Annotated in this window: 22 protein-coding genes; 20 read left to right on the plus strand and 2 right to left on the minus strand. The window is 41.0% G+C overall.

Going from position 1 to position 26,713, the window contains the following annotated elements; translation table 11 throughout:
- Positions 1-99: 99 nt before the first annotated feature.
- The 9 genes from ACTNB8_RS02890 (at position 100) to ACTNB8_RS02930 (ending at position 8,879) form a co-directional block, all read left to right on the plus strand.
- Positions 100-504: a protease complex subunit PrcB family protein gene (locus ACTNB8_RS02890; protein ID WP_441052129.1), complete on the plus strand. Its 405-nt coding sequence runs from the start codon at positions 100-102 to the stop codon at positions 502-504.
- A 119-nt stretch (positions 505-623) separates the two neighbouring features.
- Positions 624-2,180, plus strand: coding sequence for a DUF3794 and LysM peptidoglycan-binding domain-containing protein (locus tag ACTNB8_RS02895; protein WP_441052131.1), 1,557 nt, complete (start codon positions 624-626; stop codon positions 2,178-2,180).
- Positions 2,181-2,305: 125 nt separating this feature from the next.
- Positions 2,306-3,175: a 4-(cytidine 5'-diphospho)-2-C-methyl-D-erythritol kinase gene (gene ispE, locus ACTNB8_RS02900; RefSeq protein WP_441052133.1), complete on the plus strand. Its 870-nt coding sequence runs from the start codon at positions 2,306-2,308 to the stop codon at positions 3,173-3,175.
- A gap of 38 nt (positions 3,176-3,213) precedes the next feature.
- Entirely contained in the window at positions 3,214-3,903 is a 690-nt protein-coding gene (locus ACTNB8_RS02905) for a GntR family transcriptional regulator (protein ID WP_441052135.1), read from the plus strand.
- 159 nt (positions 3,904-4,062) lie between these two features.
- The gene (locus tag ACTNB8_RS02910) at positions 4,063-5,559 is read left to right on the plus strand and encodes a spore germination protein (protein ID WP_441052137.1); all 1,497 of its coding nucleotides are present in this window, start codon (positions 4,063-4,065) and stop codon (positions 5,557-5,559) included.
- On the plus strand, positions 5,556-7,220 hold the full coding sequence (locus ACTNB8_RS02915) for a GerAB/ArcD/ProY family transporter (RefSeq protein ID WP_441052139.1): 1,665 nt from the start codon (positions 5,556-5,558) through the stop codon (positions 7,218-7,220). The genes ACTNB8_RS02910 and ACTNB8_RS02915 overlap by 4 nt, the downstream gene beginning before the upstream one ends.
- A gap of 89 nt (positions 7,221-7,309) precedes the next feature.
- Positions 7,310-7,549: a hypothetical protein gene (locus tag ACTNB8_RS02920; protein ID WP_441052141.1), complete on the plus strand. Its 240-nt coding sequence runs from the start codon at positions 7,310-7,312 to the stop codon at positions 7,547-7,549.
- A gap of 34 nt (positions 7,550-7,583) precedes the next feature.
- Entirely contained in the window at positions 7,584-8,405 is an 822-nt protein-coding gene (murI, locus tag ACTNB8_RS02925; RefSeq protein ID WP_441052143.1) for a glutamate racemase, read from the plus strand.
- A gap of 27 nt (positions 8,406-8,432) precedes the next feature.
- Positions 8,433-8,879, plus strand: coding sequence for a DUF1934 domain-containing protein (locus ACTNB8_RS02930; protein ID WP_441052145.1), 447 nt, complete (start codon positions 8,433-8,435; stop codon positions 8,877-8,879).
- A 51-nt stretch (positions 8,880-8,930) separates the two neighbouring features.
- On the opposite strand, the gene ACTNB8_RS02935 is transcribed toward ACTNB8_RS02930, so the two are convergent.
- The gene (locus ACTNB8_RS02935) at positions 8,931-9,374 is read right to left on the minus strand and encodes a hypothetical protein (protein WP_441052147.1); all 444 of its coding nucleotides are present in this window, start codon (positions 9,372-9,374) and stop codon (positions 8,931-8,933) included.
- Positions 9,375-9,754: 380 nt separating this feature from the next.
- Between ACTNB8_RS02935 and ACTNB8_RS02940 the strand changes: the two genes are divergently transcribed.
- From ACTNB8_RS02940 to ACTNB8_RS02990, 11 genes are all read left to right on the plus strand, one after another.
- Entirely contained in the window at positions 9,755-11,137 is a 1,383-nt protein-coding gene (locus ACTNB8_RS02940) for a polysaccharide deacetylase family protein (protein WP_441052149.1), read from the plus strand.
- Between the two features lie 17 nt (positions 11,138-11,154).
- Positions 11,155-12,468 (plus strand): trigger factor, encoded by a 1,314-nt coding sequence (tig, locus tag ACTNB8_RS02945; protein ID WP_441052151.1) that lies wholly within the window; start codon positions 11,155-11,157, stop codon positions 12,466-12,468.
- On the plus strand, positions 12,465-13,568 hold the full coding sequence (gene nagA, locus ACTNB8_RS02950) for an N-acetylglucosamine-6-phosphate deacetylase (RefSeq protein WP_441052153.1): 1,104 nt from the start codon (positions 12,465-12,467) through the stop codon (positions 13,566-13,568). The genes tig and nagA overlap by 4 nt, the downstream gene beginning before the upstream one ends.
- A 152-nt stretch (positions 13,569-13,720) precedes the next feature.
- Positions 13,721-15,016: a polysaccharide deacetylase family protein gene (locus tag ACTNB8_RS02955; protein ID WP_441052155.1), complete on the plus strand. Its 1,296-nt coding sequence runs from the start codon at positions 13,721-13,723 to the stop codon at positions 15,014-15,016.
- 195 nt (positions 15,017-15,211) lie between these two features.
- Entirely contained in the window at positions 15,212-17,098 is a 1,887-nt protein-coding gene (gene glgB / locus ACTNB8_RS02960) for a 1,4-alpha-glucan branching protein GlgB (protein WP_441052157.1), read from the plus strand.
- 161 nt (positions 17,099-17,259) lie between these two features.
- Positions 17,260-17,493, plus strand: coding sequence for a polya polymerase (locus ACTNB8_RS02965; RefSeq protein ID WP_441052159.1), 234 nt, complete (start codon positions 17,260-17,262; stop codon positions 17,491-17,493).
- Positions 17,494-17,776: 283 nt separating this feature from the next.
- Positions 17,777-18,889: a CobW family GTP-binding protein gene (locus ACTNB8_RS02970; RefSeq protein WP_441052161.1), complete on the plus strand. Its 1,113-nt coding sequence runs from the start codon at positions 17,777-17,779 to the stop codon at positions 18,887-18,889.
- Between the two features lie 14 nt (positions 18,890-18,903).
- Positions 18,904-19,854 (plus strand): TIGR03943 family putative permease subunit, encoded by a 951-nt coding sequence (locus ACTNB8_RS02975; RefSeq protein WP_441052163.1) that lies wholly within the window; start codon positions 18,904-18,906, stop codon positions 19,852-19,854.
- Positions 19,855-19,866: 12 nt separating this feature from the next.
- Positions 19,867-20,445, plus strand: a complete 579-nt coding sequence (gene pth / locus ACTNB8_RS02980) for an aminoacyl-tRNA hydrolase (protein ID WP_441052165.1) — start codon at positions 19,867-19,869, stop codon at positions 20,443-20,445.
- Positions 20,442-23,756, plus strand: coding sequence for a transcription-repair coupling factor (mfd, locus tag ACTNB8_RS02985; protein ID WP_441052167.1), 3,315 nt, complete (start codon positions 20,442-20,444; stop codon positions 23,754-23,756). The genes pth and mfd overlap by 4 nt, the downstream gene beginning before the upstream one ends.
- A gap of 111 nt (positions 23,757-23,867) precedes the next feature.
- Positions 23,868-25,313 carry an FKBP-type peptidyl-prolyl cis-trans isomerase gene (locus ACTNB8_RS02990; protein ID WP_441052168.1) on the plus strand — a complete coding sequence of 482 codons (1,446 nt, stop codon included), beginning with the start codon at positions 23,868-23,870 and terminating at the stop codon, positions 25,311-25,313.
- Between the two features lie 50 nt (positions 25,314-25,363).
- Here the strand turns inward: ACTNB8_RS02990 and ACTNB8_RS02995 are convergent, their stop codons facing one another.
- Entirely contained in the window at positions 25,364-26,533 is a 1,170-nt protein-coding gene (locus tag ACTNB8_RS02995; RefSeq protein ID WP_441052170.1) for a DUF4317 domain-containing protein, read from the minus strand.
- Positions 26,534-26,713 lie beyond the last annotated feature (180 nt).

Raw genomic sequence — 26,713 nt, forward strand, 5'->3', positions numbered from 1 at the left:
GGAAACTGCGATATCTTTTTAATTATATCATTAAAAAAAATAGTTGCAATAATTCTTTTGGCTTCCACATAGAATATGTATATATGAGGTGAAATAAAAATGAAGAAAACGGTTATATTGTGGTTGTGCATGATGGTAATAACGATTATGACAGGATGCCAGATGATAAAAATTGAAGAAGGAAACAGAACACCTCTTGAATATACGATTGTAGAAAACAATGCGATTCCGGAAGAGGCAGCCAGTCTTATAGAGGAAAAAAAGGCTGCGGAATTTCAGATGACATATCAGAGAGGAGAGGATTTATATCTGATACGGGGATATGGAAAACAGATGAGCGGAGGTTACAGTATTCAGGTTACAGATCTGTCAGTTTCGTCCTCGGCAGTTTTTTTCTGTACAAAACTTGTGGGTCCGGATGAGGAAACTGTGGGAGGAGAACCATCTTATCCGTATATTGTTGTAAAAACCGGATACAGAGATGTGCCTGTTGAATTTCAGTAGATCAGATGTGAGATGACTCCCACCTCTTTATGTGGCGAGGAGCAAATTAGTATCAGTGGTGGGAGTCAATCCCCCATCTGATATATTAATAAGCGGATTGTATAGAAGGAGGTATTGTGGTGGAACTGAAAAAAGAAGATGTACAGGTATTGCGAAAAAAAAGTGAAGCGACGACGCAGGTGACTTTTGATGTTGATTATAATGTTCCTGATGTAAAGCCTGATATTGGCAGGATGATCCAGAATAAAGGAAAAATTTCCGTGGATGAGGTACGTCTTAATGATGGTCATGCTTTTCTGAAGGGAAACCTTCATGTTGATCTTCTCTATGTGGAAGATGGTGAAGGAAAGGTATGCAGTCTTACAGCTGTACTCCCGATGGAAGAAACTCTGAATCTTGAGGGAATTGCAAATGGTGATAAAATGTGCCTGAAGTGGGAGATTGAAGACCTCAGTCTGCATCTGATACATTCACGGAAGCTAAACATAAAAGCAGTTGTTACACTGGCGGCTTCCGTAGATGAACTGACAGGAATCCGTCTTCCCGAAAACACGGATGATGACACTGTTTCTGTAAAAAAGAAGCAGATGAAACTTCTGAGTCTGTCAGTACATAAAAAAGATACATTGCGTCTGAAAGAAGAAATAACACTGGCATCGAATAAACCTAATATTGCGGAACTTCTATGGTATACGATGGAGATTCGGGGACTGGATCTCAGACCGGAAGATAATACGATAAAAGCCAAAGGTGAACTGGCTGTTTTTGCTATGTATACAGGTGAAGATGAAGATAATGCAGTCCAGTGGCTGGAACATTCAATTCCTTTTTCAGGGCAGGTGGAATGCAGTGGCTGTACTTCGGAAATGATACCGGACATAGAATCAGCAGTGATCAATCAAAGCCTGGAAGTAAAACCGGATGCAGACGGAGAAGAAAGAATCCTTCAGGCAGATGTTGTGCTGGAACTGGATATGAAAATGTACAGAGAAGAAAATCATGAGGTGATCCTGGATATTTACACACCATTCAGACAGTGCATACCGGAAGGCAGGCCCGAGATACTGGAAAGCCTTCTTATACGGAATTTTTCAAGATGTCGTTTGTCTGATCGTATAGAGGTAAAGGAAACACAGGGCAAAATTCTTCAGCTCTGTCACAGTCAGGGCAAAATAAAAACGGATAAAACAAAGATCATAAAAGATGGGATCCAGGCAGAGGGCGTTTTACTTCTCAAGATTCTATATATTGTGGGAAATGATGCAATGCCGTTTTATTCTATGGAAGCAATGATTCCTTTCAGTCATGTAGTGGAAGCCAGAGGAATAAAGGAAGGATGCAGATATCATCTTCATACGGAACTGGAACAGCTGTCTACTACAATGCTGGACAGCAATGAAATCGAAATCCGTGCAACTGTAGGACTGAATGTGCTGGTCATCTGCCCACAGGAAGAAATGATCATAGATAAAGTAAAAGAGGAGCCTCTTGATAAAGAAAAAGTCAGGAGTATGCCAGGCATTACGGTTTATATAGTAAAATCAGGAGATACACTGTGGGACATTGCGAAGAAATTTTACACGACTGCGGAAGAAATATGCAGGGTAAATAATATTGAAAATCAGCAGATATCGGAAGGTCAGCCGCTCCTGTTGATTAAAAAAGTACAGGAATGATACTTGAAATTCATGTTATAATCAGATAAAATACAGGTAAAGTTATATTGTATACAAAGTACAAAGAAACATAATGAGAGTTGTTGTGACTACAACTAAAATTTCCAAAGATAGAGGGTATGCTTATGCGTCTTCGTGCAATGGCAAAAATTAATCTGGGTCTGGATGTACTCCATAAAAGAGAAGATGGATATCATGAGGTCCGTATGATCATGCAGACAATTCAGATGTATGATGTGTTGGATATAAGAAAGAGAAAGGAGCCGGGAATTTCTCTGTCCACTAATCTTCCGTATATTCCGTCTGATGAGCGGAATCTGGTATATAAGGCTGCGAAGCTTCTTATGGATGAATTTCAGGTAAAAGAAGGCATTGATATGAAGCTTACAAAATTCATTCCGGTCGCAGCAGGAATGGCAGGTGGAAGTTCTGATGCGGCTGCAGCTTTTGTAGGTATAAACCGTATGTTTCAACTGGGGCTGAGTGAGCAGGATTTGATGGACCGTGCTGTTCAGATTGGTGCAGATGTGCCGTATTGTATAATGAGAGGTACAGCTCTGGCTGAGGGAATTGGTGAAAAACTGACCAGGCTGCCGCAGATGCCGAGATGTTATGTACTGGTAGGTAAACCGGGAATTAATGTTTCCACAAAACTTGCCTATGAAAATCTGAATCTGGAATCTGTCAGTGAACATCCGGATATAGATGGCATGATATCTGCTATTGATGAGAGAAATCTGCATGGAATTACTTCCAGAATGCAGAATGTATTTGAACCAGGCATTATCCGCAGTTATCCTGTTATACAGGAAATCAAAGACCTGATGGAAAATGAGGGTGCTTTGAAAGCAATGATGAGCGGAAGCGGGCCAACTGTATTTGGTATTTTTGACAATCGTGCTAAAATGGAAAAAGCAGCAGATAAGCTCCGCAAAAGCCATCTTGCAAAAACTGTTTTTGCAACTACAATATATAATCGAAAACAGAGGATCTGAGTAATGTCCGGGAGCAACGAAGAGGAGGAAAATAACAAATGATAAATGATTTTTCAGTTGATATGGATGAGTATCTGCCTTTACGTGATGTTGTTTTTAATACACTTCGTAAAGCAATTCTGAAAGGAGAGCTGAAGCCGGGCGAAAGACTGATGGAGATTGCTCTGGCAGAACGTCTGGGAGTAAGTCGTACTCCGGTACGTGAAGCTATGCGTAAGCTGGAACTGGAGGGGCTGGTAGTAATGATTCCCCGAAGAGGGGCGCAGGTTGCCAATATTACAGAAAAAGATCTGAATGATGTTCTTGAGGTGCGTATTGCACTGGAGAATCTTTCTATAGAGAATGCATGTGCAAGAATGACAGAAGAGCAGCTTGCCGAGTTGAAAAAGGCAGGAAGATACTTCGAAGAGACGATCAAAGAAGGAAATCTGGTTAAACTTGCAGAAGCAGATGTGGCTTTTCATGAAGTAATCTACAAGGCCTCTGATAACAGAAGACTTAATCAGGTGCTGAATAATCTTCGTGAACAGATCTACAGATATAGAGTAGAATATCTGAAAGAAGAAGAAACAAGGAATGTTCTTGTAAAAGAGCATGAGGAGATATATGAGGCAATAAAAAACCGTGATGTAAAGAAAGCACAGGAGATCAGCTTTCGTCATATTGAAAATCAGAGAGAGGCAATTATCCGCTCTATCAGGGCAGAAGCAGATACCCGCAGTAAATAATAAAATTGTAATTCAGCAACATAAAAACAGCATAATCCGGATATCCTAAAAGAGATGCATGTAAAGTGTATCTCTTTTTTTATGATACCAGGATTGAGGGAATGCGTAGCATGGAACAATCCGTGGGTATCATATTTCTCATATACCAGGGAGGCTGTAATGGTTAAGAAGATAAAAATCTCAGATAATATAAAGGAAAATGAAAAATATATACGTGAGAGGTGCAGAAACTGTGCGGATATTCTGATACGTCCCATGCGTCTTGGTGAGGAAAATAAGATTGACTGCCTGATGGTTTATATAGAAGTTGCGGTTTCAAACATGATGCTGGACGATTCTGCGCTGGGAAAAATGATCAATCATTTCTGGGAGATTGCACCAGATCAGATACAGGAGTTTGTCAGAAATAACAGTCTTGGAATTGCAGATGTAAAAAAGCTTGAAGATATGGAAGAAGCAATCCGTGCACTTCTAACAGGTAATGCAATATTTTTTATTGACGGATATAATAAGGCAATGAAAATTTCCAGCAAAGGTTATCCATCGATGGGAGTATCTGAAGCGGAATCAGAAAAGGTTCTTCGGGGATCCAGAGAGGGCTTTTCAGATTCTGTAAAAACAAATTCTGCGCTTGTGAGAAAAAGAATCCGGGACACCAGGCTGAAGGTAGAGGAAACCACAGTTGGGCTCAGGTCGGGAACTACGGTACAGGTTCTGTATATAGAAGATATTGTGAACGAGGAACTTCTTGAAAAAATAAAGAACAGAATGGAGGAATATGTGGTAGATGGTATTCTTGACAGTGGTATGCTGGAGCAGATGACAGATGAAAACTGGATTTCACCGTTTCCACAGTATCAGACAACAGAGAGACCGGACAGAGCCTCGCTGGAACTGCTGAATGGAAAAGTAGTCCTGCTCTGTGACAACTCGCCGGAAGCACTTATTCTTCCTGGAACATTCAATGGATTTATGGAAAGCAGTGAGGACTGGTATCATCATTTTGAGATGGCCTCTTTTCTCAGAATGCTCAGATATCTTGCACTTGTAACAGCAACTCTGCTTCCTGGGCTCTATCTTGCCGTGATAAGGTTTCACACACAGATTCTTCCGGGGAATTTGATTCTGTCTTTTGCAGAAGCAAGAGAAGGGGTACCATTTTCGAGCGTAACAGAACTGGTTTTTCTGGAACTGTCATTTGAATTGATAAGAGAAGCCGGTGTGAGAGTACCTGGAGCACTTGGGAATGCAATTGGAATCGTAGGCGGATTGATCATAGGGCAGGCAGCTGTAAGTGCAAATCTGGTAAGTCCTATAGTTGTAATGATCGTAGCGTTGACTGCACTTGGATCAATGGTGATTCCCGATGAAGAATTTGCATCAGCGTTTCGTCTTCTGAAATATATGTTTCTTTTTCTGGGAGGTTTTCTGGGAATGTATGGCATTGTCCTTGGGGTTTATATGATGGTGGCGCATCTTGCGGGACTCCTGAGTTTTGGCCTTCCCTATCTTTCGCCCTTTGTGAGAAAAGAATCCGCAGGAAGTACGGGGGAAGGTATTCTGCGGATACCGTTTCTGAAAAGAATACGAAGACCGGCGTATGCAAGAAAGCAGCAAAGTATCCGATTAAAGAAAAAAGCGGAGGAGAGAGAATGAAATATGCGGAAAACAACAGAATTTCTCACAGGCAGCTTTACAGACAGATTATTCTTGCACTTACAGCGCCAATTCTTCTGACTTTGCCTGGAAAAAGAGAATTTACAGGTGTGTCTGGGATTTGGGGCGTGATGATGGCTATGGTACTGTTGACAGGCTATGTTTTTGTACTTATGAGAGTATCCTCGTATTGTATGGACCCAGTCAGGTTTATGGGAACTATCCTGGGAAAAACGACAGGTGTCTTTTTTCTTTTGTATATTATTTTTTCGGTAATTTTTCTTCTGGATCTTCTGGTAGATATTGTCCCGGTGTGGCTGGTAAACGGTATAGATAAAAATATACTTTCATTTCTGGCAGTTATAGTCTGCAGTTTTGGAACACACAGAGGAATGCAGAAAAGAGGAAGAATGGCAGAAGTGTCGGGTGGTATTTTTATTGGGGGAATACTGCTTATCCTTGTGTTTGCACTGGGACAGTGCAGAGGTGATTATCTGAAAGAGACAATTACAGAAGTTCCGTGGTCTCTGAAGTATAGTTTACGCAGCTGCTACAGTCTGCTCTGTGGAATGGCCGGACTCAGTCTTCTTCCTTTCATTATGAAAGAAGTAGAAAAAAGATCAACTGCGGGCAAAACAGTTCTGTATGGCATTTTTTCACTGGGGCTGATTCTGACAGGAACAATTATTATTCTTCCGGCGGTATTTGGATGGAAAAGATTAGAACTGGAAGAATTTCCCATACTGCCGCTTATGGCCGGTGCTGATTTTCCGGGAAATGTACTTGAACGGTTTGATGCATTATGGATGGGGTTGTTGCTTTACGGGATTTTATTCACAATAGGAAGTCTTTTTTATTACGGGAATCAGGTATGTACCAGAACGCATCTGGGAACTGGGAGATGGTGGATCCCTGTATTGACTTATATATTATTGCTTGTGGATTTTAAAGACCGGGAAACAGGAGAATTGTACAGAATCTATCTTGAAAATATATTTATACCGGGAGTTCTTATTTTATGGGGAATCATGTTGCTGCGGGGATCTGGAAAACGCAGGAAAAAAATTGTGCCGGCACTTTTCATACTGTTTTTTGTACTGGGATTCAGCGGATGTGCGGCAATAGAACCGGAAAAAAGAATGTATCCGCTGGCTCTGGGAGTTCAGAATGCAGATCAGGGAATAAAACTCAGTTATGGAATGCCTGACCTTCCGCAGGCAACAGGACAGAAAAAAGAAGAAACAGGCATCAGTGAAACTGTGTTAACTATAGAAGGCAGAAATTTTAGTGAAACGGATCGGATTTATAACCGGTCGCAGGAAAAATATCTGGATCTGGGACATCTGCAGGTGCTTTTGTTTGGAAATAATTTTATTGAAAGTGAAAACCGGGAAGCATTTCTGGAATATATTCATCAGAAGCCTGCCGTAGGTGAAGATATTTATGTTTTTCGTACAGAAGATCCACAGGCGGTACTGAGCTGGGACAGCGGAGGAACATCTACGGGGGAATATCTTCGTGGTCTTATGGAAAACAGGCTTCCAGGTGAACAGAGGACAGGTATTACGCTGAGAGATGTGTATTATCAGTGGACTCAGAATGGAACCATGCCGGCGTTTCCGGAAATCCTGCTGAAAGGAGATGAGATAGAAATAGAATGAATAAAAGCCTCCTGTGATGTCAATAATCCAGACAGAAGGTGTCATGTCAGGAAGTGACATGGCAGGATTGAAAAAATCGGGAGGCATAAATGAGAAAGTTCACAGAAAACAAAAAAGAAAGAATTCGAATATCAGTTCTGGCAGGGATGCTTGCAGTTATCTTATTTAATGGAAGTTACGGAGGTAATCAGCATGATATGGTGGCATGGTGGGGAACCATCTATCCTCGTTTCTGTTTTGCAGAAGAAACAGAAAAAGAGGAAGACGCAGCAACAGACACCAGACCAAAGATTTCCTTCTGGCTTGCGAAAGCACTTGATAGGTGGTAAGATGAGGGGAAGAAAAAAGAACTGGAGAATATATATGAAAATAGATAAAACTTCGCCGGTAGGTGTGTTTGACTCCGGAGTAGGCGGGCTTACCGTAGCAAGAGAAATCATGCGTAATCTGCCCTCTGAAAAGATCGTATATTTTGGAGACACGGCGAGAGTGCCTTATGGAAGTAAATCAAAAGATACAATCATCCGTTATTCCAGGCAGATCTGCCATTTTCTGAAAGAACAGGGAGTGAAGGCAATTGTGATCGCCTGCAATACTGCCAGCGCATTTGCACTTGATGCAGTGAAAGAGAATTCAGAGATACCCGTACTTGGTGTCATTGAGTCCGGAGCCAGAGTTGCTGCAAAGGAAACTGTAAATAAAAAAGTAGGTGTGATCGGAACTGTCGGAACGATAAGCAGTGGGATTCATGCAGAATATCTCAGAAGGCTGAATCCGGAGATTACCGTGATTGGTAAAGCATGCCCGTTGTTTGTACCGCTTGTTGAAGAAGGGTGGCTTCATGATCCTGTGACAGTTGAGGTTGCCACAAGATATCTGAAAGAACTGAAGCAGAAAGAAATAGACACACTGATTCTTGGCTGTACACATTATCCGCTGATCCGTTCAACAATACGGGAAGTTATGGGAGAAAAAGTAAGACTGGTAAATCCTGCATATGAAACAGCATTGGAACTGAAAGAACTTCTTCAGAAGATGGATCTTTTGAATACAGAAGAGAAACAGGAAGATTTTCCATATCGTTTTTATGTCAGTGACCTTGCTGATGAATTTAAGGATTTTGCCAATTCTATTCTTCCGTATGATGTGGAGATGACAAAGAAAATAGATATAGAAAAATATTGACACAGATAATACATTCAGGAGGATCAAATGGAAAAAGAAGTATTAATACATGTACGTGGCCTTCAGATGATGGAAACAGATGACAGGCAGGAACCGATCGAGATTGTTGTACCGGGTCAGTATTATTTTCGTAATGGAAGCCATTATCTCAGATATGAGGAAATGCTTGATGAGACATCAAAACCTACAGTGAATTATATCAAGATGTCCCCTCAGGGTGTGGAAGTTCGAAAACAGGGACTTGTGAATGTACATATGGTGTTTGAACAGGGCAAGAAAAATATGACATTTTATTCTACTCCATATGGAACCCTGCAGATGGGAATTGCTGCAACAGGTCTGGAACTGGAAGAAAAAGAAGACGGAATCAACATGAAAGTAGATTATGCTCTTGAGATGAATGAAGAGCATGTAGCTGACTGCTATCTGACTGTCCAGGCACAGTCAAAACATTCATCAGAGTTTACACTGTAATATGACTGACGAAAGAAAACCCCGAAAAGTTAAGCCTTTCGGGGTTTTTTGCTATTTCTTGAATAATTTTTTGAAGAAGCCTTTTTTCTTGGCCGGTGGTGTGTCGAGTGAACCGCGGATACCGCGAACACCAACGATGTATAAACCACTGACTTCAGCTTTTACTTCTTTTTTTACCGGAATCTGTTCAAAAATCTTCTCATCTGCGATCAGTACGGAAATCTTAGGTCCGACTTTAGCTTTGACGATTGGAAGTTTGGAACGGCGCATAAGCTTCGGAGCCTGATCGATAACCATCTGTGGAAGTCCGGATTCTTTCAGTGGTAACCTTTTTTTATCAATGATCAGCATGGAAACAGTCTGTTTTGCAGCTTCAATCTGTGCCTGCTGTTCTTCTTGCTTCTTCTGAGCCTTTTTTCCGAAGAAATAAAGAGCAACCAGAGCAATGATCAGAATGACCAGAATAACAAGAAGGACGATGGTAAGTGTACTCATAGATACCCTCCTCAATGTGTAAATTTTCGTGACAAATATAAACAGAACAATGTGTACTGTCTCAATAATGTCCGTACGCTTTTCATACGCAATACATTCTATCATTATTTTGGAGAAAAGGCAAACAAATTATTGGCAAGAAAAGTCGTGGCTTCTCGAAGAAGGACATGATATAATAATGGAACACACGGTTAACTGTGAGGGTATTGAACAGTTACGATATACGAATGTAAATGATGAGATGTGGGTATACTGGATACTGTAAACAAAACAGTAACCTTATAATTACAAAAAAATCCGGTTGAAGAGGTAGTATAATATTATCGGAAACCCGTATCAGCCTGGGGAGGCAAATGATAAGAGAGAGGGGAATTACCATTATGAAGAAACGGTCTGTGATACTTGCGTGTGTTCTTGCAGCTGCGGTAATATCCGGGAGTATATATACACCGGAAATCCGGACAGTAATAAAAAAAGAAGTATCAGCATCACAGGAAAAAGCAGATACTGAGAAACAGGAAACACCATCGGATGACAGTGAAGCGCAGGAGGCTGCAGCTTCCGCTGAAACATCAGATCAGTCAGTACTGGATCAGGCAAATATAATGCATGCCCAGTATAATTATGATGAAGCGATTAAATTATTGAAATCCCAGTCTGATTTTGATTCCAACAAAGATTATATGGATCTTGCAGCAAAGTGTCAGATTGCGAAGTCTTCTCTTGTGGAGTATCCGCTGGAACAGATCACACATGTGTTTTTCCATACACTGATTTATGATACCAGTAAGGCTTTTGACGGAGATGCCAAGTCTGGCAATTACAATCAGGTAATGACAACAGTCAGTGAATTTAACAAGATCATTCAGATAATGTATGATAAAGGTTATGTACTGGTAAGTCCTCATGATATGGCGCATGTAAATGAAGACGGAACTATGAGCAGAGGTTCCATAATGGTTCCGGAGGGAAAAATCCCCTTTGTTCTTTCACAGGATGATGTAAGTTATTATCATTATATGGATGGAGACGGCTGCGCTTCCAAACTGATTCTTGATGAAAACAGACAGGTTAAAAATGAGTATATAGAAGATGACGGAAGTGTTTCTGTAGGAGATTATGATCTGGTACCTCTTCTTGATGATTTTATCAGAGAACATCCTGATTTTTCCTATCACGGACGTAAGGGTATCCTTGCAATGACCGGTTATAACGGTGTACTTGGTTACCGTACAGATATTGCCTATAAGACAGGTGAAAATCTCCAGGATGACCAGAAAAAGTTTCTGGCAGACAACCCTGATTTTGATTATGATCAGGATGTTGCAGAAGCAACAAAAGTTGCAGATGCTATGAAAGCTGAGGGATGGGAATTTGCCAGTCATACATGGGGGCATATGAATGCGACGGAGCGTTCAGCAGAAGATCTTCAGACTGATGATCAGAAGTGGAAATCCTATGTGGCGCCGATTCTCGGTGACACAGACATGGTTATTTTTGCCTTTGGTGCAGATATCGGAGACTGGGAGGGATATTCTTCAGATAATCCGAAGTTCCAGTATTACAAGAGTGCCGGGTATAATTATTTCTGTAATGTGGATTCCAGTCAGTATTTTGTTCAGATAACAGATCAGTATTTCCGTCAGGGAAGAAGAAACCTGGATGGATATCGTATGTATTATAATCCTGATATGCTGAGTGATCTTTTTGATGTATCAGAAGTATGGGATTCTTCCAGACCTACACCGGTACCATCGATGTAATTGAAAGGAGTTTTATTATGAAGAAAAAAACAGTTGCTGCAATTTTAGTAATGTGTATGGTGTTGTCTGCTTCTGCATGTGGAAAAGAAGCCGCAAAAGACACCAAAAATGAAAAAACTACAGAAACTACAGATAAAAAATCCGAAGAGAAAGCTGAGAAAGATGATAAAACCAGTAAAGAAGCTTCTCTGAAACTGGTAACAGTAGATGACATATCAGATTATGTGACAATCGGGGAATACAAGGGACTGACACTGAACAGAATCTCGCAGGAAGTAACAGATGATGATGTACAGGCAGAAATCGACTATGACCTTGAAGATAAAGGTGAAGAAATAAAAGACGGAACAGTTGAATCTGGTGATACCGTCACAATAAACTTTACAGGAACTATAGATGGAAAAGAATTTGACGGTGGTTCCGCAGAAGACTATCAGCTGACAGTAGGTGAAGGAAGCATGATCGATGGTTTTGAAGATGGAATTATCGGCATGAAAGACGGGGAAACAAAGGAACTGGATCTTACTTTCCCGGAGGATTATTATGATGATTCTGTAGCGGGTAAGGCTGTGGTGTTTAAGGTTACACTTCAGAAATTTACACGTAAGGCAGAACTGACAGATGAGTGGGTAGCTGCAAATACAGATTACAAGACTGTAGATGAATACAAGAATTCTGTCAGAGAACAGCTGCAGAAGGATGCAGATACTTCAGCTGATATAGATCTTTATGATTCAGCATGGACAGAGGTTCTGTCTGCATCGGAAATAAAGAAATACCCGGAAGCAGATGTTAATACAGCAATAGAGGAATACAAAGCCCAGACAGAGCAGTATGTGCAGGAAGCAGGAATAGAGATGAGCGATTTCCTGGAGGCACAGGGAATTTCCGAAGATGAATATGATGATGAATGTAAGACGTATGCCGAGAGTAAAGTTGAGCAGAATCTGATCGTTCAGGGAATCATGACAGAGGAAGGACTGACAATTGAGGACAATGAGCTTGATGAACTGAAGGATCTGCTTTGTCAGGAATATGGTGCTTCAAGTATAGATGAACTTGTAGAGTATTATGGACAGCATGATGTTGATGAGTCACTTGCACTTCTTCGGGTGCAGAAATTTATTGTTGATCAGGCAACTGTAGAAGAAAAGACAGGTTCAGACGATGATCTGATCGCAAATGAGGACACAGATACTGATGAAGACAGTGATGCAGATATGGAAATTGTAGATGAATCACTGGAAGAAGATACAGGAGACGAAGCTACAGAGGACGAAAGTGAGGATGCAGAATCTGAGGATAATACAGACGATGCGGTAGAAGGATGATCATAAAAAACGGACTTGTTTTTCAGGAAGACGGGACATTCAGCAGAAAGACAATTTATATAAAAAATCATAAGATCGTAGAATCAGAGAGTCAGCTGGATGACAAAACAGTAATAGACGCAGAGGGCCTTATGGTTATTCCAGGACTGGTTGATATTCACAGTCACGGAGCTGCCGGATGTGATTTTTCGGATGGAGATCGGGAAGGACTGAAAACAATTCTGAAATATGAAAAAAAATCAGGAATTACCTCTTATTGCCCAACATCCATGACGCTTCCAGAGGAACAGCTTGTTCGCATATTTGAGACTGTTCAGAATATAGAAGGTGCTCCTGATGAGGCTGTGGTGCGTGGGATTAACATGGAAGGACCTTTCCTTGATCCCGCCAAAAAGGGAGCTCATGTGGAGGAATGGATTCAGAAGCCTGATGTGGAATTTATGCGAAAATTAAATCAGTATTCCGGAAACAGAATAAAACTTGTAACTCTTGCGCCGAATATGGAAGGAGCTATGGATTTTATTAAGAAGATGCATGAAGAGATATGCATTTCGCTGGGACATACAGCGGCTGATTATGACTGTGCTTCCGAGGCTATGGGGCTTGGGGCACATCATGTGACACATCTTTATAATGCCATGCAGCCATTAGGTCATCGTGCACCGGGACTGATCGGAGCTGCAATAGATGATCCTTCCTGCATGGTGGAACTGATCTGCGATGGTTATCATATTCATCCTTCAACTATCCGTGCGACTTTTCGTCTGTTTGGCCCTGACAGAGTAATACTGATCAGTGATTCCATGAGAGCAGCAGGAATGAAAAACGGTACGTATGAACTGGGTGGACAGGAAGTCACGGTAAAAGACCGTAAAGCAGTACTGAATGATGGAACACTGGCTGGTTCAGCAACAAACCTTTATGGTTGTATGTGTAAATCCATTGAATTTGGTATTCCGATTGGTACTGCAGTAAAAGCTGCAACTGTAAATCCTGCAAAGAGTATTGGAATTTATGAAGAAGTGGGTTCACTGGAACCCGGGAAAGAAGCCGATATTCTTCTTGTATCTGATAAAATGGAATTAAAAAAAGTTATATAAAGCCTCCCCATGGTTACTGTGAACGGAGTGAACAGTAACTCCCCTATGAAACAATTAAGAAACAATTAAGGAATCATCATTGTATTTCAGAGTTAAATGGGGTATTATAAATTAAATAGAAGAAAAATTGTAAGATAAAGCAGGTGAAAACAATGGATAAGAGGGTGTTGTGCGAGAGAATGCGCAAAAAACAACAGCAGATAAGACGACGTAAGATGATGCGTCTGGGCGCATATGTAGCTGCGATTATACTGGTTGTTGTTTTTGTAATAAGGGGGATTATTTTTCCTGTAGTAAACAGAATTGGAGGATCTTCACCGGAAAAACCGGCAGAGGTTCAGGCAGAGACAGACGAGACAACTGCTGATCCAAATGCGGCTATAAGAATTCCACTTAAAGGCAAGAGCAGTCTTGTCAAGGCATCACAGCTGACAGCTGGCTGGCATGAAGATGAAAACGGCAAATGGTATCAGAATACAGACGGTACATATTATGCCGGCGGTTTGCAGACGATAGATAATGTTACATATTCCTTTGATGATAACGGATATATACAGACAGGCTGGGTTACAAAGGGCTTCGATGATTATTATTTCAACGATGATGGATCTTATGATCCGACAAAACACAAACCAAGACTTGCGCTGACATTTGATGATGGTCCGGGAGAGTATACAGATGAACTTCTGGATTGCCTGGAAGCAAATAACTCACATGCAACATTCTTTATGCTGGGACAGAACGTTGTGAACTGGGAAGCAACAGTACAGAGAATGGTAGATCTGGGGTGTGAGATTGGAAATCATACCTGGGATCATCCGAGTCAGACGTTGCCTAATATGTCGATTGATGATGTCAAGGCGGAATTTCAGAAGACGGATGATGCATTAGTTCAGGCCTGCGGACAGGCAGCCACAGTTGCCAGAGCACCTTATGGAGCTGCAAATCAGGATATCTATGATGCAGTACAGAAGCCATTCTTTATGTGGTCTCTGGATACAGAGGACTGGAGTCTGATGGATGCAACTGCAGATTATAATGCGGTTATGAATGGTGATCTGACAGACGGTTCCATTATTCTGATGCATGATATCCATGAGCCTTCCGTACAGGCGGCATTGAAACTGATTCCTGATCTTGTTGCACAGGGATATAAGCTTATGACAGTCAGTGAGCTGGCAGAGGCAAAAGATGTAACACTGCAGAATACTACATATTCTCAGTTCTGGGACAGCCAGCTTACAGCAGGTAATGTTCCGGGATATAACGGCACAGTTACATCTGAGGATGGAAGTACAGACAATACAAGCTCAGGTGACGGAGATGTCAGTGATGGCGATGAATCAGGAGAAGACGTATCTGATGGTGGAGATGACAGCAGCTACGATGATTCTGAAGGCGATTATTCAGATGACAGCGGTGATTACAGTGACGATGAATCCGAATAAAATCACATAACATAAACAAAAGAGGACAATCTGACAATTACGTTGGAAATGTCCTCTTTTTGTTATCTTACATTGACGAAAAGAGTGCAGATTGGTATAATGTGTCTATAAAATTACTGAAAAAACTGCAAATAAATGTGCAGAATAAATAAAGAATGAATTTGCAGTCAGTAATAATTAAGGGAGGAGTTTTGGATGGCAGCGAAATTACAGTTTTCAGAATTAGATCAATATCTGTTTGGACAGGGTACCCATTACGATATATATAAGAAACTGGGAGCACATCCGACTACACAGGGGCGTAAAAAAGGTGTTTATTTTGCTGTATGGGCACCGAATGCAAGGTCTGTATCAGTTGTAGGAGATTTTAATGACTGGAATCCACAGACGAATCCAATGCAGAAATTGGGCCCGATTGGTGTTTATGAATTGTTTGTTCCTGAGGCAAGAATCGGAGATCTTTATAAATTTTATATTATTGGATATCATGGAGAAGAAATATATAAAGCAGATCCATATGGAAATGAAGCGGAACTTCGCCCGGGAACCGCTTCCAGAATTACTGATATTACCAGTTATAAATGGAAAGATTCCACATGGATGAAGAAAAGACCTGAATTCAATGAGAATACAGATGCCATGTCTATTTATGAAGTACATCCAGGATCATGGAAAAAACATCCGGCTGAGAACGAAGATGATCCGGGATTTTATAATTACAGAGAACTGGCTCATGAACTGGCTGCTTATGTAAAAGAAATGGGCTATACACATGTAGAACTGATGGGAATTGCAGAGCATCCTTTTGACGGTTCCTGGGGATATCAGGTGACAGGATATTATGCACCTACATCTAGATATGGAACTCCGGAAGATTTTAAATATATGGTGGACTATCTTCACAGAAACAAGATAGGTGTTATCCTTGACTGGGTACCGGCTCATTTCCCAAAAGATGCGCATGGACTTGCCAATTTTGACGGTACAGCAGTATATGAGCATGAAGATCCGCGCCAGGGCGAACATCCGGACTGGGGAACCAAGATTTATAATTATGGAAGACCTGAGGTGAAGAATTTTCTTATTGCGAATGCGCTGTTCTGGGTTGAAGAGTGCCATGTAGACGGTCTTCGTGTAGATGCAGTTGCTTCTATGCTGTATCTGGATTATGGTAAGCAGGATGGACAGTGGGTTGCCAATAAATATGGTGATAATAAAAACCTTGAAGCAATTGAATTTTTTAAGCATCTGAACACAGTTGTTCTTGGCAGGAATCATGGAACTGTAATGATTGCGGAAGAGTCTACAGCATGGCCAATGGTAACCGGAAAAGCAGAAGACGGAGGACTTGGATTTTCGCTGAAATGGAATATGGGCTGGATGAACGATTTCCTTGAATATATGAAACTTGATCCATATTTCCGAAAAGGTGACCACAACAAAATGACATTTTCCATGACATATGCTTACAGCGAGAAATATGTCCTTGTAATTTCACATGATGAAGTAGTTCATCTGAAATGTTCCATGTTGAGCAAAATGCCGGGATATCCGGATGACAAGTTCAAAAATCTCAAAGCAGCGTATGCATTTATGTTTTTCCATCCAGGCAAGAAACTTCTTTTTATGGGACAGGAATTTGGACAGCTTCGTGAGTGGAGTGAAGAAAGAGAACTGGACTGGTATCTTCTTGGAGAGGAAAACCACCAGGATCTGCAGTCATTTGTGAAGACGCTGCTTCATACATACAAAAAATATCCGGCACTTTATGCAGGTGACAGCACACCAGAGGGATTTGAGTGGATCAATGCAGATGATGCTGACAGGAGTATTTTCAGTTTCGTCCGTAAATCTCCTACCAAACGTAATAATCTTCTGTTTGTTGTCAGTTATACACCGGTTGAGAGAAGTGATTACCGGGTCGGTGTTCCGAAGAAAAAACAGTATAAACTTATTATGGATGAACATGGATTACTGGAAAAACCTCAGATTTACAAAGCAGTGGAACAGGAATGCGACCACAGGGAATATTCCATCGGCTATCCATTGCCGCCTTATGGCGTTGCGGTTTTTGTATATTGATGAATGAAACTGCAAATTGCATAATCATTTTGCATATTCTTAAATATTATTTTACAATTAAACCATTGCAATTTGTGAAAGGATAGGTTATACTGAACGCGAATTGAGGAAAGATTGTAATTAATATTTACAGGATAGAAAAACCTGAAAGGAGAATAAAAATGAAAGTATCTCACATTAAAGACATTGACAAATTTTTTGAAGTAGTTGACAGTTGCAAAGGTAAAGTAGAACTTGTTACAGGTGAAGGTGACAGACTGAATCTTAAATCCAAACTGTCCCAGTATGTATCTCTTGCAAATATTTTCTCAGGCGGAGAAATCCCGGAACTTGAGATTGTTGCATACGAAAAAGAAGACATTGATAAACTTCTGGGCTTCATGATCAACGGCTGATTAAGTAAGAATAGTGACTGTGACCGTTATGAACAGTTACATAATAAGTGGGGGCGTGACTGGTTCATGTCCCCATTATCTTTAGAGCCAGGGGGCCTGGTGTACAACGCTGAACAGGGTGGTACACCAGACTTCCTGGTCAAGTTGCGTTATGATACCAGAATTGTGGGAGTGCAAGGCACGAAACAATTCGTAGGTATTATAGTTAGGGATTTTTAATCCCAGCATGATAACAAAAAGTTAGCATAATAAAACATAAACAGAAAGAGAGGAATCACAGGTTATGAATAAAACAAAGATTGATATTATTTCCGGTTTTCTTGGAGCAGGAAAAACTACTCTTATCAAAAAACTTCTCAAAGATGCTTTTAAAGATGAACAGGTAGTATTGATTGAAAATGAATTTGGCGAAATCGGTATTGACGGAGGTTTTCTGAAAGAAGCAGGAATTGAAATCCGTGAAATGAATTCAGGATGTATCTGTTGCTCTCTGGTTGGAGATTTTGGTGCATCTTTGAAAGAAGTTATCAGTAAATATCATCCGGACAGAATTCTTATCGAGCCATCAGGAGTAGGAAAACTGTCTGATGTTATTAAAGCAGTACAGGGCGTTGAAGAAGAAACCGGTCTCGTACTGAACAGTTACACAACAGTTGTTGATGCTAAAAAATGCAAAATGTACATGAGAAATTTCGGTGAATTCTTTAACAACCAGGTAGAATATGCCGGAGCAATCATTATGAGCCGTACAGATATTGTAGATGAAGCAAAAGCCCAGGCAGCCATGGAACTTCTCCGTGAGATCAACAGCAAAGCTGCAATCATTACAACTCCTATCGAAAAACTGGATGGAAAGAAGATCCTTGAGGTTATGGAACATCCGGTTTCTCTGGAACAGGAACTTATGGAAGAAGAGGAAGTATGCCCGGAATGCGGACATGTTCATGAACATGGTCATCATCATGACCACGACCACGAAGAACATGAACATCATCACGATCACGACCACGAAGAGCACGAACACCATCATGACCACGAAGAGCATGAACATCATCACGATCACGACCATGACCACGACCATGAATGCGGATGTGGACATGATCATCACCATCATCATGCTGATGAAGTATTTACAAGCTGGGGCCGTGAAACAATTAAAAAATATACAAGAGATAACCTTGAGAAAATGCTGGCGGCACTTTCCGCTTCTGATGAATACGGAACAATCCTCCGTGCAAAAGGAATGCTTCCCGCAGAAGACGGAACATGGATTTATTTTGATATGGTGCCGGAAGAAACAGAGATACGTGAGGGAGCGCCGGAATATACAGGCCGTCTCTGTGTAATCGGTTCCAAACTGAAAGAAGATAAGCTGGCAGAACTGTTTGGCTTATAATGGAGGAAAAACGAATGGATGAAATCAGAGTTCCTATTTATTTAATGACAGGATTTCTGGAAAGTGGTAAGACCTCTTTCCTGAATTTCACCCTGCAGCAGGATTATTTTTATACAGAAGGCAAAACTCTTCTGATTCTCTGCGAAGAAGGAGAAGTAGAATATGATCCGGCTGTACTTGAAATGAGCAATACAGTTGTGGAAGTTATTGAAGATGAAGAAGATTTTACTACAGATCGTCTGGCAGCCATGGACATTCTGCATCAGCCGGAGCGTGTCATCATAGAATATAACGGAATGTGGCTGGTAAGCAATTTCGAAAAAATGCAGCTTCCGGAAGGCTGGGGAGTTGAGCAGCAGATTACCTGTGTAGATGCAAGCACTTTCCAGGTGTATATGGCCAACATGAAATCTATCTTTATGGATATGATAAAGAATACAGACATGGTTATTTTTAACCGCTGTAAAGAAGGCGATCCTCTTCCGACTTACAGAAGAGGAATCAAGGTTGCAAACCAGAGGGCTGAGGTTATTTTTGAGGATGAAGAGGGTGAACTGGGAGATATTTTCCAGGACGAAATGCCATTTGACATTAATGCGCCTGTTATTGATATTCTGCCGGAAGATTATGGCATCTGGTTTGTAGATGCAATGGATCATCCTGAAAATTATGAAGGAAAAACCGTAAAATTTAAGGCAAAGGTTATGAAACCAAGAGGAATGGGAAGCAAGTTCTTTGTTCCTGGAAGGACGGCAATGACCTGTTGTGCAGATGATACTACTTTTCTTGGATATGTCTGCAAAAGTGCTTATGCACCGAAACTGGCAGTCGGACAGTGGGTTGAGGTTACTGCAAAAGTTGGAATTGAAAACCGTATGGAATACCAGGGAGAGGGCATTGTGCTTTATGCAGATCATGTGGAAATCTGCGATCCTCTGGAAGAGGAAATGGTATACTTTAACTAGTGAGGAAAAGACATGTATTTGATCGTAGGCTTGGGAAATCCCGGAAGACAGTATGAAGCTACAAGACACAATATGGGATTTGATGTAATAGATAAACTTGTGGAGGAGTACAGGATTCCTCAGGGCGGTGTTAAGTTTAATGCCATGTACGGAAAAGGAATTATCGGGGGGCAGCAGGCTCTTCTGATGAAACCTCTTTCTTATATGAACCTCAGCGGTGGACCGGTTCGTGATATGGCGAATTATTTTAAAATCGATCCGGAAACAGAAATGATCGTTATTTATGATGATATTGATACTGAACCGGGAAATCTGCGTATCCGTAAACAGGGAAGTGCCGGTGGACATAATGGAATCAAAGATCTTATAAAACAACTTGGAACACAGAAATTTATCAGGATCAAAGTTGGAGTAGGTGCAAAACCGCAGGGCTGGGATCTGGCAGATTACGTGCTTGGTCGGTTTGACAGTAAAAGTAGAGAACTGGTTGAGGATGCGCAGGAACGGGCCTGCAAAGCAGTAGAAATGATTCTCAGTGATGGACCGGATGCGGCCATGAATGAGTTTAACAGAAAATCGGGGGTTGTATGAAAGCATTTTTGCAGCCTCTGCAAAATCTTGCAGAGATGGAAGCAATTCAGAAACAGGCAAAAAAGAATCGTGGAATTCTGCAGATAAGTGGTTGTATGGAGTCCCAGAAAGCTCATATGATGTATGGGCTTTCCGGGCTTTTTCCATATCATCTGATTATTGGTGCAGATGAAAAAGAAACTAAGGATCTTTTTGAAGATTATCGTTTCTACGATAAATCTGTCTGCTATTATCCTGCCAGGGATCTGCTTTTTTTTCAGGCAGATATTCATGGAAATCTGCTGATACGGCAGAGAATGAAAGTTATTCAGGCTTTACTTTCCGGAAAGCCTGTTACTGTTGTTACAAGTGTGGATGGATGTATGGATTTTGTTGCGTCTCTGGAATCAATACGAAGTCAGCTGATTCACTTTCGTAATGACAGTACACTGGATATTGACGAACTGAAAGATGCACTTGTAAACATGGGATATGAACGAGTGGGACAGGTTGAGATGCCGGGACAGTTTTCCGTTCGTGGGGGTATTATAGATATTTACTGTCTTACGGAAGAAAATCCATGGCGAATTGAACTGTGGGGAGATGAAATCGATTCTATCAGAAGCTTTGATTCGCAGAGCCAGAGATCACTGGAAAATCTTGAAGAGATCACGATTTATCCGGCAGCAGAACAGCCAACGGAAAACGGAGTATCATTTCTGGAATATTTTCCGGAAGACCAGACCATGGTGTTCCTGGACGAACCGAACCATCTGGTAGAAAATGCGGAAGCGGTTGAAGATGAATTTCGTCAGAGCTGTAGAAACCGTGAAGAAAAAGGAACACAGAATCTTTCTGAAAAATGGATGTGCAGCTGGGGAGAACTCTGTAAGAAACTAAACAGCCGGAACTGCGTATCTTTATCTGCACTGGAACCAAAAAAAGGCCGTTGGCATGTGACAGAGCATTTTTATCTGACAGTAAAATCAATGAGTTCCTACCAGAGCAGTTTTGAATTTCTGGTAAAAGACCTCAGAAATTATAAAAAGCAGGGATATCAGACGGTGCTTCTGTCCGGTTCAAGGACGAGGGCAGAAAGACTGGCAAAAGACCTTCAGGACGAGGGTTTGAGTGCTTTTTACAGCACAGATTCAGAACGTGTGCTGGATCCGGGAGAGATCATGGTTGTATATGGTCATGCCAGGAAAGGTTTTGAATATCCTCTTGTAAAATTTGCTGTTATTACTGAGACAGATATTTTTGGCAAAGAGCAGAAAAAACGCAAAAAGAAAAAAGAATATAATGGAAAAAGAATTCAGGATTTTTCAGAGCTGTCAATCGGTGATTACGTTGTTCATGAGAAACATGGGCTTGGAATCTACCGTGGCATTGAAAAAGTTGAAGTTGATAAAATAGTCAAAGATTATATCAAGATTGAATACCGTAATGGAAGCAATCTCTATATTCTTGCAACGCAGCTGGACTCGCTTCAGAAATATGCAGGAGCAGAAGCTGCAAAAACACCGAAGCTAAACAGACTGGGCGGACAGGAATGGAAAAAGACGAAGTCAAGAGTTCGGGGAGCGGTCCAGAATATTGCCCGCGAACTGGTGGAACTTTATGCAGTTCGTCAGGAAAAAGAAGGTTATGTCTGCGGACCCGATACAGTATGGCAGAGAGAGTTTGAGGAAATGTTTCCATATGAAGAAACAGAAGATCAGCTGTCTGCAATTGAAGATACGAAGCGTGATATGGAAAGTACCAAGATTATGGATCGTCTGGTATGCGGTGATGTTGGTTACGGAAAGACTGAAGTAGCACTTCGTGCGGCATTCAAAGCAGTTCAGGAAAGCAGGCAGGTAGTCTATCTGGTACCGACCACCATACTTGCACAGCAGGTTTATAACACTTTTGTTCAGAGAATGAAAGAATTTCCTGTACGTGTGGATCTTCTCTGTCGTTTCCGGACACCAGCCCAGCAGCAGAAGACGATTGCTGATCTGAAAAAAGGTCAGGTGGATATTGTAGTAGGCACGCACAGAGTGCTTTCAAAAGATGTGGTATACAAAAATCTAGGTCTTCTGATCATTGATGAAGAACAGCGGTTTGGCGTTGCGCATAAAGAAAAGATAAAACAGCTGAAAAAAGATATTGATGTTCTTACTTTGACAGCAACTCCCATTCCCAGAACTCTTCATATGAGTCTGATCGGTATCAGAGATATGAGTGTACTGGAGGAACCGCCCATGGACAGAGTTCCTATCCAGACTTATGTTATGGAATATGATGAGGAGACTGTAAGGGAAGCAATAAACAGAGAATTGCGCAGGGGAGGACAGGTTTATTATGTTTATAACAGAGTAAACGATATTGCGGATGTGGCACTTCGTCTGTCGAAACTTCTCCCTGACGCAAGGATTGATTTTGCACATGGACAGATGAGTGAACGTGAGCTGGAATCAGTTATGTATGCTTTTATAAATGGAGATATTGATGTGCTGGTATCAACAACAATTATAGAAACCGGTCTTGATATATCCAATGTAAATACCATGATTATTCATGATTCTGACAGATATGGACTTTCACAGCTCTATCAGCTGAGAGGACGCATCGGTCGTTCTAATCGTACGGCATATGCATTTCTTATGTACAGACGGAATACCATGTTGAAAGAGACAGCAGAAAAAAGGCTGTCGGCTATTCGTGAATATACGGATCTGGGAAGCGGATTCAAAATTGCCATGCGTGACCTTGAGCTTCGTGGCGCGGGAAATCTTCTTGGTGCAGAACAGCATGGACATATGAATGCCGTAGGATATGATCTTTACTGCAAAATGCTCAGCGAAGCAGTCAAAGAAGCAAAAGGTATTCATACAATGGAAGACTTTGAGACAACGATTGATCTTAATATGGATGCATTTATTCCAGATTCTTATATCAGCAATGGATATCAGAAACTGGATATTTACAAAAGAATTGCGGGTATAGAAACGCAGCAGGATTATGATGATATGTTGGAAGAACTTCTGGACAGATTTGGAGAGCTTCCGAAAGCTGTTATGAATCTTCTGACAATTGCGAAGATAAAAGCGCTCGCCCACAGATCTTATGTGACGGAGATCAAACAGCTTGGAAAAGATATGCGTATCACCCTTTATGAAAAAGCAAAACTGAATCCAGCAGGTATGCCTGTACTTTTGCAGAAATACAGACGTGGACTGCAGTTCAAAAATGAACAGGAGCCGAAATTTATTCTTACACCGGAAGGGAAAGTTCTTGACAGTCTGATAGAATTTTTGCAGGAACTGGAGAGCATGGTAGAAGAGTAGAAGTAATGAGCGGAAATAATATTTGTGATAATTTTATGATTTATCTTGCCCTTAAAGCAAAAAAAGATTATACTTTTGATTATATGAAATCTGGCAACAATGGAGGAAAAGATGAAAAGAGCGATAAAAAGAACAGCCGTTACTGCACTGGCAGGTGTTATGGCTGCAGGAATGCTTACAGGTTGTGGAAGTAAAAAATTAGACGGAACCAAAACCGTTGCGACAGTTGACGGAACTGATGTTCCGATTGGAATATTAAGCCTCATAACACGTGAAAATCAGGCGCAGGCAGAAGCAATGTATGCAAGTTTTATGGGTGGACAGAGTTATTCCATCTGGGATTCAGATACTGAAGACGGAAAGACATACGGCGAGCAGGCTGTAGAAGAATCTCTGAAGGATCTTGAGATTATGTACATTCTTAAAGAAAAAGCTGCTGATTACAAAGTCGAAGTAACAGATGATGATAAAGCAGCGATCGCAGAAGCAGCTTCTCAGTTTATTGCAGCAAACAGTGAAGATACTCTGAAAGAACTTGCTGTATCAGAAGACCAGGTTAAAACATATCTGGAACTTGTAACTTATAAAGAACGTATTCATGATTCTATTGTTGCAGATGTAGATACAAATGTTACAGATGAAGAAGCACAGCAGTCTTCTTTTAGCTATGTCAGCATTAATACTTCTGATCTCAGTGATGATGAGATCAAAGCCAAAAAAGAAGAAGCTCAGAAGATTCTGGATGCTATGAACGAAAATCCGGATGCTGATCTGAATGAAACAGCGAAATCCGTAGATGATTCTTATTTCTCACTGGATGGTACATTTGATGCAAATGCATCAGAAGATGAGGACAGTGATGAAGAAGACAGCACTACTACTTCAGGCGGTTATCCGGAAGAAGTCCTGAAAGTTTTAAGAACTCTTGATGATGGTCAGATGGGACCTGATGTTATTGAGACAGATACAGGATTCTATGTTGTTCAGCTGAAAGAAAAGATGGATAAAGATGCAACAGAAAGCAAAAAGAAATCTATTGCAAGTACGCGTCAGGAAGATTTTTATAAAGAAACAACAGAGAAATGGCTTGATGAAGCAGATGTAACTGTTGATAAAAAAGTTCTCAAGACTCTGAAAGTTACAGACAGTCATAAGTTTTCGATTGTGACACCTACACCGGAAGTTACAGAAGAAGCTACAACAACACCAGAAGTAACTGAAGCTGCAGAAGCTACAACAACACCGGAAGCAACAGAGGCAGCAGAAAAACTTAATACAGATTCTTCCCTTGAAGTAAAAGATGGAGATACTGTTAATATTGATTATGTAGGTAAGATTGATGGTGAGGCATTTGATGGTGGAAGTACTGATGGAAGTGGTACAGATCTTGTTATCGGATCAGGAAGCTATATTGATGACTTTGAAGATCAGCTGATAGGTTCTCATCCTGGAGATAAAGTAGAAGTTACAGTTACATTCCCAGATGATTATCAGGCAACAGATCTTGCAGGTAAAGAAGCTGTATTTGATGTTACAGTAAATGGAATTTATGAATAAAGTAAATATAGAAAAGCCCATGGCATGATGCCGTGGGCTTTTTCGGATTATCAGATTTCGGAAGACTCAGCATCTTCATCGGGGTACTCGCTTCCTTCACCTGTGGAAACGTGGATTCCGTTGATCTCTACATCACATTCCATCGGGATTACCAGGCATCGGCGGCCATCGATCACTCTGGTCTCAACCAGTTCGGCCCTGTCCGGATCTACGTGGATCACTACATCGGGAGTTTTGATTTCCATACGACGGGTATTGGTTATATTTGCTGCCATAAGGGAGGCGTTTTCTCCTGCAGTGGCTTCATAACACTGATCAAAAGTTTCAAGTTTTTCTTCTTCTATGCCACATTCTTCAAAAAGCCGTTTCACTTCCGGTTTTGTCAGAACAGCGGGTTCCGGAGAGTCTTTCTGGGACTCGACCCATTCGTTTAATTTTTCATGAATGTTCATGACAGTATCATAGGCACAGTCCTCGCCAAGAGTTTCCTCAACCAGCGCATTGAAAGAGTCACGCTGTCCACCGGCAGACAGAGGAGTCACACAGCCAAAAAGTTCATCTACAAAAGTGCTTCTCAACTGTTCTGCATTTTTGGAATAGTAGAGAAGTCCGTGAATATCTGTGCTTCTGTCATTAAATACAGGAAACAGGAAACCAAGATCCGGCATTTCCACGATCCAGTCACGGATGCGGTCTTCGATATTGTTGGTTTCAGCATTATAGCAAAGTCCTGCTTTGGACAGATTTACAGGGCAGATGCTACAGAGAATATGATCATAAATTTCATCAGAAGCATCGAACATTTCCTGGCCGTCACTGGATTTGCCGGGAACATCATAAACTGCATGAATCAGGATAATATAATAATTTTCGCCATAGTCATAGGATTCAATGACTTTGTCGTAAAATTCATCGAGAATGGTATCATCCTGAAGTTTACTTCCTCTTAAACGAAGAAGAAATTCCTGTGTGCCACCCTCTTTTTCCTGTTCAAGAGGGAATTCCATGTTAATAAGGTTTTTTCCGAGAGTTCCGGAAAGAGTTTTTTTGAAGATTTCAAAGTATTTAAACATTTCTTCTTCTGAAAGAGAAAGAAAAGCTTCTTTTAATTTTGTTTTTTTGTTTTTTTCGCCGTCAACATAGCAGCCACAGATACGTGTAATGGCGCAGTTGCTGGGAGAAAACTGCTTTTTGATCTCTGATATTTCTTTTTTGTTCATATGTTTTATCGCTCCTTATTGTCACAATATAGCATTTCTGCGTGGTGATATCAAGAAATTTTTCTGTATGAAAAGTACAGTAATAACTATAAAAAATTAAAGAATTTCATATAAAAACAAGTCGGGCATGGGCAAACTGCACAAAAATATAAATGAAAATTGTGCATAAATATTAAAAGT

The organism is Blautia sp. HCP28S3_G10 (assembly GCF_052065235.1).
GTDB lineage: Bacteria > Bacillota > Clostridia > Lachnospirales > Lachnospiraceae > Blautia_A.

Coding starts and splice junctions, on each gene's coding strand:
- ACTNB8_RS02890 (WP_441052129.1), top strand. CDS start 100: ATGAAGAAAACGGTTATATTGTGGTTGTGCATGATGGTAATAACGATT.
- ispE (WP_441052133.1), top strand. CDS start 2,306: ATGCGTCTTCGTGCAATGGCAAAAATTAATCTGGGTCTGGATGTACTC.
- ACTNB8_RS02905 (WP_441052135.1), top strand. CDS start 3,214: ATGATAAATGATTTTTCAGTTGATATGGATGAGTATCTGCCTTTACGT.
- ACTNB8_RS02910 (WP_441052137.1), top strand. CDS start 4,063: ATGGTTAAGAAGATAAAAATCTCAGATAATATAAAGGAAAATGAAAAA.
- ACTNB8_RS02915 (WP_441052139.1), top strand. CDS start 5,556: ATGAAATATGCGGAAAACAACAGAATTTCTCACAGGCAGCTTTACAGA.
- ACTNB8_RS02920 (WP_441052141.1), top strand. CDS start 7,310: ATGAGAAAGTTCACAGAAAACAAAAAAGAAAGAATTCGAATATCAGTT.
- murI (WP_441052143.1), top strand. CDS start 7,584: ATGAAAATAGATAAAACTTCGCCGGTAGGTGTGTTTGACTCCGGAGTA.
- ACTNB8_RS02930 (WP_441052145.1), top strand. CDS start 8,433: ATGGAAAAAGAAGTATTAATACATGTACGTGGCCTTCAGATGATGGAA.
- ACTNB8_RS02935 (WP_441052147.1), bottom strand. CDS start 9,374: ATGAGTACACTTACCATCGTCCTTCTTGTTATTCTGGTCATTCTGATC.
- ACTNB8_RS02940 (WP_441052149.1), top strand. CDS start 9,755: ATGAAGAAACGGTCTGTGATACTTGCGTGTGTTCTTGCAGCTGCGGTA.
- tig (WP_441052151.1), top strand. CDS start 11,155: ATGAAGAAAAAAACAGTTGCTGCAATTTTAGTAATGTGTATGGTGTTG.
- nagA (WP_441052153.1), top strand. CDS start 12,465: ATGATCATAAAAAACGGACTTGTTTTTCAGGAAGACGGGACATTCAGC.
- ACTNB8_RS02955 (WP_441052155.1), top strand. CDS start 13,721: ATGGATAAGAGGGTGTTGTGCGAGAGAATGCGCAAAAAACAACAGCAG.
- glgB (WP_441052157.1), top strand. CDS start 15,212: ATGGCAGCGAAATTACAGTTTTCAGAATTAGATCAATATCTGTTTGGA.
- ACTNB8_RS02965 (WP_441052159.1), top strand. CDS start 17,260: ATGAAAGTATCTCACATTAAAGACATTGACAAATTTTTTGAAGTAGTT.
- ACTNB8_RS02970 (WP_441052161.1), top strand. CDS start 17,777: ATGAATAAAACAAAGATTGATATTATTTCCGGTTTTCTTGGAGCAGGA.
- ACTNB8_RS02975 (WP_441052163.1), top strand. CDS start 18,904: ATGGATGAAATCAGAGTTCCTATTTATTTAATGACAGGATTTCTGGAA.
- pth (WP_441052165.1), top strand. CDS start 19,867: ATGTATTTGATCGTAGGCTTGGGAAATCCCGGAAGACAGTATGAAGCT.
- mfd (WP_441052167.1), top strand. CDS start 20,442: ATGAAAGCATTTTTGCAGCCTCTGCAAAATCTTGCAGAGATGGAAGCA.
- ACTNB8_RS02990 (WP_441052168.1), top strand. CDS start 23,868: ATGAAAAGAGCGATAAAAAGAACAGCCGTTACTGCACTGGCAGGTGTT.
- ACTNB8_RS02995 (WP_441052170.1), bottom strand. CDS start 26,533: ATGAACAAAAAAGAAATATCAGAGATCAAAAAGCAGTTTTCTCCCAGC.